Origin of the sequence: Alcanivorax sp. DSM 26293 (genome assembly GCF_900107995.1) — a bacterium.
Taxonomy (GTDB): domain Bacteria; phylum Pseudomonadota; class Gammaproteobacteria; order Pseudomonadales; family Alcanivoracaceae; genus Alcanivorax.
Genome location: NZ_FNUM01000004.1, coordinates 99,541 through 112,835 on the forward strand (window position 1 = coordinate 99,541; position 13,295 = coordinate 112,835).

Sequence of the window (13,295 nt, forward strand, 5' to 3'; positions counted from 1 at the left end):
TAATCAACCAGCCTGAGCGTCACGTGGCTGGCATTCATCCTGACAGGCACCGCAGAAACCACCCGTTACAGACTGAAATTGATCCGGCAGAACCAGCTTTTCAGGTAGGAGGTTTCCACAATGGCCGGGTGCACCGGATGGTCCGGCCCCTGCCCCTGATAACCGATCACCTGCACACTGCGGTCAATGTGACGAGCACTGCTGTGGATTACTTCCAGCAAACGGTCCGCCGGCATGTGCATGGAGCAGGAGGCCGAGATCAGGTAGCCGCCCGGCTTGATCAGGCGCAGGGCCAGCTCGTTGATGGCGTGATAGCCGGCCAGGCCATTCTTGAAATCCTTTTTGCGTTTCACGAAGGCCGGCGGATCCAGCACCACAAGATCATACTTTTCGCCATCGGCGATCAGCTGCTTCATGGCGGCAAAGGCATCGCCCTGGATGCTGCCCACCTTGTCCGCCACCCCGTTCAGCTCGGCATTGCGGTGCACATAGTCGGTGGCAGTTTCCGAGGCGTCCACACAGGTCACGGATTCGGCTCCTGCCAGTGCTGCCTGCACACCCCAGCCGCCGCAGTAGGAAAACACGTCCAGCACCCGCGCTCCCCTGGCCAATGGCGCCATGGCCTGGCGGGCACTGCGGTGATCATAGAACCAGCCTGTTTTCTGTCCTTCCGCCAACGGTGCCACAAAGTGAGCGCCGTTTTCGGTGAGCGACACTTCGTCAACCAGATCCCCTTTCAATGCCTTGGTGTAGCGCTCCATGCCCTCGATTTCCCGGGCCGCCGCTTCGTTTTTGGCAATGATATGCGTGGGGCTGAGTACCGCATCCAGGGCACTGACAATGGTATCCAGATGCGCTTCCATGGCACCGGAACCGGTCTGCACTACCAGTACATCACCGAAACGATCCACCACCAGACCGGGCAGGCCGTCGCCTTCACCAAAGATCAACCGGTAGCTGGGTTCCTCGAACAGCGTTTCGCGCAGGGCCAGAGCCTGTTCGATGCGCTTCTTGAAGAAGCTGCGCGACAGCTCCTGCTTCACATCCCGACTGTAAAGACGGGCAGCAATCAGTGAATGAGGACTGAGCAGGGCCCGGCCCAGCGGTTTGCCGCGGCTGTCTTCCACCACACAGGCAACGCCGGCGGGCAGATCCCGCAGCGAGGTATGGCGGGTGTCGATCTCGTTGGCATAGACCCACAGATGGCCGGCCTTGAGGCGGCGCTCTTCATTCTTGCGTAGGCGGATAACAGTGGTTTCGGTCATGGTGTCGGCAGGCAGCTGGCGGAAAAGGGGGCATCATAGCACAGGGGACAAACGCCTCTGATACGAGTCTCGAGGAGCGAGGAGCGAAAACCTGGCTTTCGCGGACGCAGGGCTTTGCTTTCGTGACTCGCTCTTCGTACCTCGTAACGCCTAATCGACCTTTCTCGCCCTGCAAACGCTCCGCGACCCTTTTTTGAAAACAAAAAAAGGGCGCCCGAAGGCGCCCTGTCATTTCAAGGAAGTCGTTGTGAAGGATTAACCTTTCACGAATTCCGGGTAGGCTTCCATGCCGCAGTCGGCGATGTCCATGCCTTCGTACTCGTCTTCCTCGGAAACCCGGATGCCCATGACGGCTTTCAGGATGCCCCAGACGATCAGGCTGGCCACGAATACCCAGATGAAGATGGTAGCGGCACCGATGATCTGGCCGGAGAAGGACACATCAGCGTTGGTAACCGGTACCAGCAGCAGACCCAGCAGACCCACCACACCGTGGACGGAGATAGCACCCACCGGATCGTCGATCTTCAGCTTGTCCAGAGTCAGGATGCTGAACACTACCAGCACACCACCAGCGGCACCGAACAGGGTAGCCAGCAGCGGAGTCGGGGTAGACGGCTCGGCAGTGATGGCAACCAGACCGGCAAGCGCACCGTTGAGCAGCATGGTCAGGTCAGCCTTGCCGAACAGGATGCGGCCAACGATCAGGGCAGCAACAGCACCACCAGCGGCGGCAGCGTTGGTGTTCAGGAACACCATGGCCACAGAGTGTGCGTTAGCAGCATCACCCAGCTTCAGTACGGAACCGCCATTGAAGCCGAACCAGCCCATCCACAGGATGAAGGTACCCAGGGTCGCCAGCGGCAGGTTGGCACCGGGGATAGCGTGCACTTCACCGTTAGGACCGTACTTGCCTTTACGGGCACCCAGCAGCAGTACACCCGCCAGGGCAGCAGCAGCACCGGCCATGTGAACGATGCCGGAACCGGCGAAGTCAGAGAAGCCCAGGTCGCCCAGGTTGTACATGCCAAACACGTCGGCACCACCCCAGGTCCAGGAACCTTCCAGCGGGTAGATCACACCGGTCATGAATACTGCAAAGACCAGGAAGGCCCACAGCTTCATGCGCTCGGCAACCGCACCGGAGACAATGGACATGGCAGTCGCCACGAACACCACCTGGAAGAAGAAGTCAGAGGCACCGGAGTAGACGGAATCACCGTCGAAACCGTTCTCCGCAGAGGCACTCAGCACACCGGCCAGATCGAAGGCTTCGATACCGTCCAGGAAGATGCCGCCGCCGTACATGATGGCGTAACCACACACCAGGTACATGATGCAGCTAATGGCAAACAGCGCCACGTTTTTGGTGAGAATTTCGGTGGTGTTTTTCGCACGCACCAGACCGGCTTCCAGCATGGCAAAACCGGCAGCCATCCACATTACCAATGCGCCACACACCAGAAAATAAAAGGTGTCCATGGCGTACTGAAGTTCAAAAATTTGATTTTCCACAATGCAACCCTCCGAAAATGGAAGCGTGTTCTCTAAACCCTGGCATGGGTCGATTTACAACACGGTAAAACTTTAAATCGCGTCCTCACCGGTCTCACCGGTACGGATACGAATGGCTTGCTCCAGGGTGGTAACGAAGATCTTGCCGTCACCAATCTTGCCGGTATTGGCAGCTTTCGCGATGGCTTCAATCACCTGATCCAGAGAGGATTCGGCGATGGCCACCTCGATTTTTACCTTGGGCAGAAAATCCACCACATACTCGGCACCCCGGTACAGCTCGGTGTGACCTTTCTGGCGTCCAAAGCCTTTCACCTCGGTAACGGTGATGCCCTGTACGCCGATCTCGGAGAGTGCTTCACGCACGTCATCCAATTTGAACGGCTTAATTACGGCAGTAACCAGTTTCATTTCATTCTCCTCAGCTTTCACCGCGTCCGGTGTCGTCCGTTTCACTTCGAGCCCCGTTATGGTTCCCGATCCACAGTTTGCTCGAACGCTCTGACCCTACAAGTGCACGACCCATGCCAGATTTAGAAAGTCATACATTTTCAGGGAGTTACACACCGATTCCGATTCAAGGAATCGGTTCGGCGCGCCATTATAGCGCACCACCTTGGGGCGAGTTCCAACTTGGTGCATCGCCTCTGCCCTGCACCGCCGGTGCCGCGCCCCCGGACACCGTGCTACCATCCGTCCACCAATACAAGGACCATCGCCACAGACCGCATTGCCAGCGGCCCTGGCCAACCATGGGTCCTGCCCCCGATGGAGATTCGAGATGCGCGACCAACCCTTTATCGACCGCCTGATGGCCGACATCAGCGGGCGCCTGCCCACCGATCTGGGCGGCCTGCGCAGCGAGGTGGAGCGAAATGTGCGCAGCGTACTGGCAGAGGCCGTCAGCCGGCTAGACCTGATCACCCGGGAAGAGTTCGATATTCAGCAGCAGGTATTGATGCGCACCCGGGAAAAGCTGGAAGCCCTTGAGAAACAGGTGGCAGAGCTGGAGAAAAACCCGGACGCCTGACGCCCGGTATTTTCCCGTAGGAGCTATGCTTGCCCCCCAGGGGATCTACGACATGCGAAGCTGCTCGCGATTGCCGTTGTTCGCCATGCAAGCATAGCCTCTACAGAAAGTCCGATTTCCTACATCTGCCGCCGCCAACCTCGCACACGTACCGCCACCTCCTCCCCGTACACTGCCTCGCAACCCCTGAATTCTGCGAGGAACCGTGACGCACGCATTGCTCTACAGCCGCGCCCCGCTCGGAATCCAGGCCCGGGAAGTGCGGGTGGAGACTCATCTGGCGCCGGGCCTGCCCGCCTTCACCATTGTCGGCATGGGCGACACCGCTGTGCGGGAAAGCCGGGACCGGGTACGCTCGGCGCTGGTCAATAGTGGTTTTGAGTTTCCCCAACGGCGCATTACCGTCAGCCTGGCCCCGGCGGATCTGCCCAAGGACGGCGGTCGTTTTGATCTTCCCATTGCCCTGGGCATCCTGCTGGCCAGCGGTCAGCTCGGAAAGCTGGACGGCAACCAGTACGAATTCATCGGGGAACTGGCGCTGAATGGCGCCCTGAGCCAGGTCCCCGGCATGCTGCCCTGTGCCCTGGCCTGCCAACATACCGGCCGCACCCTGATTGTTCCCCGCGACAATGCCGACGAGGCGGCACTGGCCGGCGCCGTTACCGTCGCCGGTGACCGGTTGGCCCAGGTGGCCGCCCACCTGACCGGCCAGAGCCTGCTGTCACAGCACGCGCACCCCGCCCCCAAAGCCAACACGTTCCAGGGCGCCTGCCTGTCGGAAATCCGCGGCCAGGCGGCTGCCAAACGGATACTGGAAATTGCCGCCGCTGGTGGGCATTCCCTGCTGCTTAGCGGCCCTCCGGGAGCGGGCAAGAGCATGTTGGCCTCCCGCCTGCCTGGCCTGGTGCCTCCCTTGCACCCGAAACAGGCCCTGGAAGTGGCGGCCATCCATTCGCTGAAGCAGCCGCGTCCGGCCGACCAGTTTCATCAACGCCCCTACCGGGCCCCTCACCACACCGCATCCGCCACGGCCCTGGTGGGCGGGGGCAGCCACCCGCGGCCCGGGGAGATTTCCCTGGCACACCACGGCATCCTGTTTCTTGATGAATTGCCGGAATTTGATCGACGGGTGCTGGAGGTATTACGGGAACCGCTGGAAACCGGCGAGGTGAGTATCGCCCGTGCCGCCCAACAACTGACCTTCCCCGCCCGCTTTCAATTGATCGCCGCCATGAACCCCTGCCCCTGCGGGTATCTGGGTGACCCGGAAAAGGGCTGTGGCTATCGGTGCGACAAGGCAAAGCGTTACCAGAACAAACTGTCCGGTCCGTTACTGGACCGCATTGACCTGCATCTGGACGTGCCCGCCGTGGAAGCAAAGGAGCTGCTGGGGGACCGGCAGGGAGAAACCAGCGACATGGTTCGCGCCCGGGTCCGCGACGCCTGGCAACGGCAATGGCGACGTCAGCAACGCCTGAACCGGGAACTGGGCAGCGATGACCTGGACCCGTTGCTGCGCCCCCACCGGGACTGGCTGGCCAATGTCATGACCCGCATGGGCTTGTCTGCCCGGGCCCTGCATCGCAGTGCCCGGGTGGCGCGCACCATCGCCGATCTGGCCGGCACCGACACCGTCGACCGGGATCACCTGCGCGAAGCCCTCAGCTACCGGCAATCCGTCGCCGACACCTAATGAGCCGACTCCGGCTCCTGACGCCGGGTCAGCCGGCGATCAGGATCGCCACCAGCACGGCCAGCAATGACAGGGGCACGATGATAAGCACCCCCCTAAAAAGCCTCTCCAGATAAAGCTGTCTAGTGTATTGATCCAGCATGATGCATTTCCCCACAACCCGTTAAATGGCAACCACGCAACTTCCCCCACAGGAGTGCGCCTTTTTTATTGTTAACGACGGCCGCCCAGTCCATGGGACCGGTTGCGACTTTGCCCGTTTCTGGCCGCCGAGACCGACCAAAATCCGTGACACACATCACGTCAATTTTTTGCAGGCTATCACAACTATGAAAAAACAAGCACCATCAAATTTGACATTTGTGATCCGCCCGGCGGGCAAGTATCGGGTAAGCTCCAGTCAAACCTAACGGCGTCAGACACAACAAACCGCCAGGAGAGATTGGAGGGGGAAGCTACAACTGACGGAGCACCGAACAGGGCTACCTGCTCAAGGTAAACCCGCCCTGCCGCCTAACACGCCAAGGGGAAGGGCGTGCAGCGACAGGGGAAGAGGAAGGGTTAGCTGGCAACCATTAACCCCATTTGAAGAACTCCCGCTTCTCCTTCAGGTAGAAACGGGACAGCACCATTTTGTGCACTTCGCTCGCGCCATCGACAAGGCGGGCCTGACGGGCGTAGCGGTAGATCCACTCCAGTAACGTGTCTTTGGAATAGCCACGGGCACCACACAGCTGGATGGCGGTATCGGCGGCCTTGTGCAGGGTATCGGCCACATGGATCTTGGCCATGGAGATTTCCTTCTTGGCAAAATCCCCCTGGTCCAGCTTCCAGGCCGCCTGCATGGTGAGCAGGCGGCCCACTTCGATATCCTTGGCCACATCGCCCAGCATCCACTGTACACCCTCATGCTCGGCCAGGGTGGTCCCGAAACTCATGCGGTTTTCCACATAACCGGCCGCCTCTTCCATGCACCGCTTGGCCAGACCCAGCCAGCGCATGCAGTGGGTCAGGCGGGCGGTGCCAAGACGGATCTGGGTGACCTTGAGGCCATCGCCCACTTCCAGCAGGCGATTCTCGTCGGGAATCACCAGGCCATCGAACTTCAGCTCACAGTGACCGCCATGCTCCTCCGGCCCCATGATGGGAATACGCCGCACCACTTCCCAGCCGGGCTGGTCCGCATCAAACAGAAAAGCGGTGAGGCCCTTGCGCGGGTCGTCGCTGGTCTTGGCAATCAGGATAAAGGTCTGGGCCCCTTCTGCGCCCGTGATAAACCACTTGCGGCCCTTGATGATCCAGTTGTCCCCCTCCCGGGTGGCGGAGGTATAGGTCAGGGACGGGTCCGAGCCACAACCGCCATCGGGCTCGGTCATGGCAAAGGCGGAACGTACCTTGCCGTCGATCATCGGCTGCAACCAGCGTGCTTTCTGCTGGTCATCAAGAATCTTGTTCAGCAGGATCATGGTGCCGTCATCCGGCGGTGCACAGTTGAACACCACCGGCCCGAACGGGCTGCGGGCGGCCTCTTCGTAAAGCACCGCCATACCCGCCACGCCCACATCCAGACCGCCCCGCTCTTTCGGCAACTGAAACCCCCACAGGCCTGCCGCTTTCGCCTTGTCACGCAGGGCATCGACCACGCTCTCCTTGAAGTTTTCATGGTCGTCGTAATTGGCCTTGTCGTTTTCCAGCGGCATGATTTCCGCTTCCACAAAGGCGGCCACTTGCTGGCGCAGGCTTTCCAGCTCCGGGCTCAGGGAGAAATCCATGATCTGTCCTCGGTCAGGTTAAAGGGTATTACAGAGATGGCCACCGTCCACGGCGATCACCGCCCCGGTCATGTAGGACGACGCATCCGACGCCAGCAACAACAGGGGACCGACCAGCTCGTCGATCTGTCCCAGGCGGCGATAGGGAATCCGCTTGAGCATTTTTTCCGCCAGCGGACTATTGAAGAAGTCCCGGTTGATATCGGTTTCCACATAGCCGGGGCAGATGGCATTGCAACGGATGTTGTAACGGGCAAAGTCCAGCGCCAGGGATTTGGTGAGCTGCACCACCGCCGCCTTCGAGGCGGTATAGGGCGCCACCCGGCCACCCACACGCAGGCCAAGGATGGAGGCGATATTGATCAGGCTTCCCGGACGGCCATCGCGCTTCCATTGCTGGATGGCAAACTTGGACACGGCCCAGACGCCCTTCAGGTTGGTATCCACCACCCGGTCCCAGTCTTCCTCGCTGAGCTCGTCGGAGGGCCCCTCATGGGACACGCCGGCGTTGTTGACCACCACATCCACCGCCGGCATCTCGGCAAAGGCGGCTTCCACACTGCTGTGATCACTCACATCCATGGGTACCACGGTGGCCTCACGGCCTAGAGCCCTTACCGCTTCGCCGGTGGCTTCCAGTTTTTCCACCCGCCGCGCCGCCAGCACCACGTCGGCACCCTCCTCGGCCAAAGCAATGGCAAAGTGGGCACCGAAGCCACTGGAGGCACCGGTAATCAGAACTCGCTTGCCGGCCACACTGAATCGCTGGGACATACCTTTCTCACCCTCTTCTGCATCAGAAAGAGACGCTACCCAGCCAGCCTGTCGGCCACAAGGACGAAAACGCTCAGCAGGACGATGACAACAGCAAGGTCAGGGCATGGCGGGTATCGGGCGTGGCATCAGCCAGTGCCAATGCCTGACGGGCGGGGAGCCAGTTGACGGCTACCACTTCATCACTGAGGGACACCGCATCCGGGCACACCACCACGGACGCCAGGGCACCCCAGACCTGGTGCTGCGGGTTGGCAAAGAAAAACCACTGCCAACGGGAAAAGTGCCGCTGCACCCCCACTTCCTCAAACAACTCCCGGGACAAATTCTGGGGCACGGTTTCATTGGGTCGCATCACCCCGCCGGCAGCCAGGTCCCAGCGGCCGGGGTAGAAATGTTTGTCCTCGGCACGCTGCTGCACACAGACACGCCCGGCCAGATCACGCACCACCACGTAGGACGCACGATGAATCAGCCGTTGGCGCTGCATGCGACCACGCTGGCAACTGCCGCGGGGTTGGTTGTGCCGGCTGACCAGAAGGACCGGTTCGCTATTGCTCATGGGATGCTGTTTTCGGCTGACGCGGACAGGAACACTATCGTCATGAGAAAGGGATTGCTACAGGGAAAAGGCCAGGGAATACCTTTATGCAGGCGTTCCCTTCCAGGGGACGAACCGCGCGCGTCAGCGCGAAAGAAATTGGGGAAACCCAATCCGGTTGCGCCGGGTTTGTTGAAGAAGACAGGTTGCCGCATCGCGTCACGCGATTCGTCCCCTGGAAGGGAACTCCTACAGGCACCCATTCCCCCCACAGCTGGCCGCCCTGAGGTTTTACCTCAGTGATCTCAGTGGCCTGAGTGGTAAAAAAATTTACGGCTGGAAGTGGCTGGGCGGGTGGCCGGTCCATTTGCGAAAGGCGCGGGCAAAATTGCTGGGGTCCGCGTAGCCCAGTTTCGAGGCTACCTGCTGCACGGTGATATTGGCCTGCAGATAGCCCATGGCCTTGGTCATACGCACTTCTTCCAGCAGGGACCGATAGCTGACTCCCAGGGCATTGAGATAACGGCGCAGGGTGCGGGAGGTAACGTGAAAATTGCTGGCCAGCTGTTCCAGACTGGGCAGCATGCCCTCCGCCTGCATCAGCCGGGCACGGACACGGCTGGCCCAGTCCTGGTCCGCTTCCAGGCGTTGCAACTCTTCCTCGCATTTCTGCGCAGCCATCTGCCGGGACGCCGGGTCGGACAGGGTAAAGCGCTCGCTGAGCAGCGCCTTGGGCAGCCGCAACGCTGCCACGTCGGCACCGAACTCCACTGGCATGGCCAGCAATTCCCGGTAGCGGTCCGCATGGGCCGGGGCCGGGTACGGCAGCTCCAGCACCGCCCCCTGGAATCGAGCGCCGAGCAGATAACGGATGCCACCCACCACCGCAGCCACCACCACCTCCAGGTAGGTTTCACGGATATCCCCCAGCGGCACACTCTCCACCAGGCAGAAACGCACGCCTTCCTGGGACGGCTCGATACGGGGAACACAAAGGCGGGTACGGGTACGGAAATAACGCTCCAGCAACCGCAGGGCATCGCCCAGGTCTGCACTGCTGATGGCGGCATAGCCGAGCAGGCCATGGGCGGTGAGGGTCAATTGCTGCCCCAGCGCCAGGCCGAGGGCCGGATCACCGGTCATTTCACGGGCGCCCACCATGACCCTGCGGAATTGCTCGAACCGCAGGGCGGGTTCCGGGTTATAGACCTCATCCTCGCTCAGGCCCACCTGAGAGAGTAACCGCCGGGTATCCACGCCCACCTCGGCGATCAGTTCCACCAGGTTTCGCACATAGTTGACGGGGACCGGGGAACGGCCGGTACCAGGGTCCAGTTGTATAAAGCGCTCGTGATTCATGCGCTTACTATACGCTACTTTTGCCCCTGTCCGAAAATGACTGATTTCTGTCCAGCCCTGCACTTCGTTCCGGCACCCCGGTTCACCAGAATGCCTGCATCCGAATTTCCCGGCCTGAACCGCCAAGGACATGACCCATGCAAGAACCTGCTTACAGCCGTCATTTCGGCGCCGATGACGCCCGCGCCATCCGCGACGCCGTGAAAAAGGATCTGGGCCCTTCCACCTTCAAGGCCCGTCCGCTGCGCGCCCTGTGGTTTATTCCCATGAGCGCCATCATCATCGGCAGCATCGCCGCCATCCTGATGCTGAGCCTGCCCTGGTGGGGCAACCTGCTGCTGGCCATCCTGGCCGGCCATACCCTGGCCTGCCAGGCCCTGCTGGCCCACGAAGTGCTGCATGGTGCGCTGGGTATGAGCAAGCGCATGCAGAACTTCCTCGGCTGGATCGGCTTTGGCCCGGCACTGGTCCCCCCGGAATTCTGGCGCCGCTGGCATAACGTGGCCCACCACGCCCATACCAACCTGGGCGACAAGGATCCGGATTCCTTCGGCACCCTGTACCGTTACGAAAAACACCCGGCGACCGCCAACTTCACCAAACTGGCCCCGGGTGGCCGTACCTGGTACAGCTTCCTGTTCCTGTTCTATTCCTTCATGTTCCACGGCCAGCTGGTGCTGCGCATGCAGACCCGCAAGCGCGAGGAATTCAAAGGCTTCAATCGTGGCAAGGCGATCTTCCAGTCCTACCTGTGCATGGCGGCGTGGATTGCCCTGGCGATTGTGTCCGGCCCTCTGGCGATCTTCACCGTGTTGATCCCGATGATGATCATCAACTTCATCGGCCAGAGCTACATTCTCACCAACCACATGCTGCGCCCGCAGATGGACAACAACCACCCGGTGGACAATTCCATGAGCGTGCGCGCCTGGCGCTGGATCGATCCCCTGCATTTCCACTTCAGCCATCATGTGGAGCACCACCTGTTTCCCAAGATGGGCTCCGATCAGGCCCCGAAAGTGCGCGCCTGGCTGCAGCGGGAAATGCCGGAACGTTATGTCTGCCCCAGCCATGTCAAAGCGGTGGCCATGCTCTACAAGACCCCGCGCGTCTATCAGGATGCCAGCACCCTGGTCGATCCCCTTAACCGGGAGCGGACTGTGGATGTGATGGAATTGCAGGGGCAGTTGAACTAAGCAAGCTCCCGCAGCATCTACAAAGCCGCTGTAGGAGTTCCTCTTGAGGGACGAACCACGCGTCAGCGTGGAAATCGCCCGCATGGCGATCAGGAGTGCCGGGCGTCGCCAGAGTCATGGTGATGCCCGCATAGCCCGCTCCCTCGCTCAGGCTCGAGTTCGTCCCTCAAGAGGAACTCCTACAGCGGCTTCGCTTTAAACGTCGCTGGTGATCGCGCCGCCAGCGACGCTCCTTGGCGGAGATTCACGGACCGTCATAGGCCCGCAGGATTTTCACCACTTCCACCTTGTAGTGTGTGTACCAGCCCTCCTGGCCCAGCTGTTGGGCGACCCGGTGTTCGGCCTGCTGTTTCCAGGCCTTGATGGAGACCTCATCCGGCCAATAGGAGAGGGCAATTTCCTGCTCCCCTTCCGTGACGCTGATGAAATCCGTGCAACCGAAATCGGCCATGGCCAGATCCCGTAACTGCCCGGCCATTTTCCGGTAGCGGCTGTCCTGATCGCCCACGGTGGCGGTAAAAATCACGGCGTACATTGACTCTCCCTGTTTTGTAGGAGCTATGCTCGCATGGCGAACACCTCCCTCTTTCGCTATGACAGCACGGTATTTCCCTCGGGCCGCGCGGAATGCGATACGTGACTGCGCTACGCTCCTACAGCTCCTTTAATGCCCTGTCGAAAACGGCAAGGTCGGCATCGCTGAACAGCACGAAGCGCACCCGCTGCACCGTTTCCAGGGTTGGTGCGGTATCACGGACCGTCTGCAACGCCACCTGCGCTGCCTCCGCCAACGGATAACCGAATATCCCGGTAGAAATCGCCGGAAAACCGAGCCCGGCGATGCCGTTCCGGTCCGCAAGCATCAGCGCTTGTCGATAGCAGGACGCCAATAACTGGTCCGACGGTTCATCCCGTCCGTAAACCGGACCGAGACAATGAATCACATGGGCGTTGGGCAGGTTGTGACCAGCGGAGATCACCGCGTCGCCCGGGCGAATGGGGCCCAGCGGGATGCACTCCTGCTCAAGACCCGGGCCGGCAGCCCGGTGAATGGCACCGGCCACCCCACCGCCGATGCGTAACTCGGCGTTGGCAGCGTTAACGATGGCATCCAGATCCGGCTGGTTGGCGATATCGCCCTGCACGGTTTCCACGGTGACGGCATCGAATTGGCGCTGTGTCATGGCAACCTCCTTTACGTTTTTTCCGCAGGAGCGTAGCGGGCGGTCCAATCGGCTTCGAGTTGCGGGAAGCGCGTTTCGAAAGGCCAAACCGGATGCCAGGCAGGACAGGTTTGCGCTTCTCGAAACTCGTTACTCGCTACCGGGTTTATCGCGCCGCCAGCGACGCTCCTGCGGAAAACCTTACAGACTGTGAATCTCTTCCTCGCTCAGGGCCCGGAACTCCCCCGGCGCCAGCGCCACATCCAGCGCGATCTCGCCGATCTGCTCACGATGCAGGGCCACCACCTTGTTGCCCCTCGCCGCCAGCATCCGTTTGACCTGATGGTAACGCCCTTCGTGAATGGTCAGCAGCAACTGATGCGCATCCACACGGTCCGCTCCGGCGGGCAACGTGGGGCGGTCTTCACCGCGCAGCTGGATGCCGTCGCGCAGGGCCTGCAGGTCTTCGTCGCTGACCGGATCCGCGCAGGTTACCCGGTAGCGTTTGTCGCACTGGTGATTTGGCGAGGTGAGCCGGTGGGACCACTGGCCATCCGTGGTCAACAGCACCAGACCGGTAGTGTCCCGATCCAGGCGGCCCGCTGGATGCAGATCCTGGCGCAGCTCCGCAGGCAGCAGGTCCAGTACGGTGCGATGCTCCGGGTCATCCGTGGAGCACACCACCCCCGCCGGCTTGTGCAGCATCAGATAACGGTGGCCCGGCAATTGCACCGGTTCACCATGCAGCCAGACACCCTGCCCGTCCCGCAGTTGCAGGTTGGCTTTCGGGCGCGCCTCACCTTCCACGGTGACCGCACCGCGACTGATCAGCTGTTTGGCCTCCTTGCGGGTGAGGCCGGCACTGTGGGCGAGAAAATAGTCCAGACGCATGGGCAAAACCGTTACCGGGGAAACCGTCATGATAACCGACATAAGGTGTCTGGAGTGCAGGGCCATCGCTGGTATCATAGCGGCCCGATGTCACCC

The 13,295-nt window shown here is 61.0% G+C and carries 13 protein-coding genes; 3 read left to right on the forward strand and 10 right to left on the reverse strand.

Going from position 1 to position 13,295, the window contains the following annotated elements; translation table 11 throughout:
• Window positions 1-65: 65 nt before the first annotated feature.
• The 3 genes from C4S63_RS08900 to glnK all read right to left on the reverse strand — a co-directional run bounded on the left by C4S63_RS08900 (window position 66) and on the right by glnK (window position 3,191).
• Window positions 66-1,265 (reverse strand): class I SAM-dependent rRNA methyltransferase, encoded by a 1,200-nt coding sequence (locus tag C4S63_RS08900; protein ID WP_103917385.1) that lies wholly within the window; start codon window positions 1,263-1,265, stop codon window positions 66-68.
• A 255-nt stretch (window positions 1,266-1,520) separates the two neighbouring features.
• Window positions 1,521-2,780: an ammonium transporter gene (locus tag C4S63_RS08905; RefSeq protein ID WP_063510159.1), complete on the reverse strand. Its 1,260-nt coding sequence runs from the start codon at window positions 2,778-2,780 to the stop codon at window positions 1,521-1,523.
• A 72-nt stretch (window positions 2,781-2,852) separates the two neighbouring features.
• Window positions 2,853-3,191, reverse strand: coding sequence for a P-II family nitrogen regulator (glnK, locus tag C4S63_RS08910; protein WP_062814825.1), 339 nt, complete (start codon window positions 3,189-3,191; stop codon window positions 2,853-2,855).
• A gap of 370 nt (window positions 3,192-3,561) precedes the next feature.
• On the opposite strand from glnK, the gene C4S63_RS08915 reads away from it, so the two are divergent.
• A complete protein-coding gene (locus tag C4S63_RS08915; protein WP_103917386.1) occupies window positions 3,562-3,810 on the forward strand; it encodes an accessory factor UbiK family protein in 249 nt (82 codons plus the stop codon).
• A gap of 205 nt (window positions 3,811-4,015) precedes the next feature.
• A complete protein-coding gene (locus tag C4S63_RS08920; RefSeq protein ID WP_103917387.1) occupies window positions 4,016-5,503 on the forward strand; it encodes a YifB family Mg chelatase-like AAA ATPase in 1,488 nt (495 codons plus the stop codon).
• Between the two features lie 575 nt (window positions 5,504-6,078).
• Here C4S63_RS08920 and C4S63_RS08925 read toward each other — a convergent pair.
• The 4 genes from C4S63_RS08925 to C4S63_RS08940 form a co-directional block, all read right to left on the reverse strand.
• Window positions 6,079-7,275 carry an acyl-CoA dehydrogenase family protein gene (locus tag C4S63_RS08925; protein ID WP_103917388.1) on the reverse strand — a complete coding sequence of 399 codons (1,197 nt, stop codon included), beginning with the start codon at window positions 7,273-7,275 and terminating at the stop codon, window positions 6,079-6,081.
• 18 nt (window positions 7,276-7,293) lie between these two features.
• Entirely contained in the window at window positions 7,294-8,049 is a 756-nt protein-coding gene (locus C4S63_RS08930; protein ID WP_103917389.1) for an SDR family NAD(P)-dependent oxidoreductase, read from the reverse strand.
• 73 nt (window positions 8,050-8,122) lie between these two features.
• The gene (locus C4S63_RS08935) at window positions 8,123-8,611 is read right to left on the reverse strand and encodes an NUDIX hydrolase (protein ID WP_103917390.1); all 489 of its coding nucleotides are present in this window, start codon (window positions 8,609-8,611) and stop codon (window positions 8,123-8,125) included.
• A 309-nt stretch (window positions 8,612-8,920) separates the two neighbouring features.
• Window positions 8,921-9,949, reverse strand: a complete 1,029-nt coding sequence (locus C4S63_RS08940; RefSeq protein ID WP_103917391.1) for an AraC family transcriptional regulator — start codon at window positions 9,947-9,949, stop codon at window positions 8,921-8,923.
• Window positions 9,950-10,086: 137 nt separating this feature from the next.
• Between C4S63_RS08940 and C4S63_RS08945 the strand changes: the two genes are divergently transcribed.
• On the forward strand, window positions 10,087-11,145 hold the full coding sequence (locus C4S63_RS08945; RefSeq protein ID WP_062814832.1) for an acyl-CoA desaturase: 1,059 nt from the start codon (window positions 10,087-10,089) through the stop codon (window positions 11,143-11,145).
• Between the two features lie 244 nt (window positions 11,146-11,389).
• Here C4S63_RS08945 and C4S63_RS08950 read toward each other — a convergent pair whose 3' ends face one another.
• The 3 genes from C4S63_RS08950 to C4S63_RS08960 form a co-directional block, all read right to left on the reverse strand.
• Window positions 11,390-11,680, reverse strand: coding sequence for an antibiotic biosynthesis monooxygenase (locus C4S63_RS08950; RefSeq protein ID WP_062814833.1), 291 nt, complete (start codon window positions 11,678-11,680; stop codon window positions 11,390-11,392).
• A gap of 118 nt (window positions 11,681-11,798) precedes the next feature.
• Window positions 11,799-12,329, reverse strand: a complete 531-nt coding sequence (locus C4S63_RS08955) for a macro domain-containing protein (RefSeq protein WP_062814834.1) — start codon at window positions 12,327-12,329, stop codon at window positions 11,799-11,801.
• Window positions 12,330-12,509: 180 nt separating this feature from the next.
• Window positions 12,510-13,241 (reverse strand): pseudouridine synthase, encoded by a 732-nt coding sequence (locus C4S63_RS08960; protein ID WP_231865991.1) that lies wholly within the window; start codon window positions 13,239-13,241, stop codon window positions 12,510-12,512.
• Window positions 13,242-13,295: the final 54 nt, after the last annotated feature.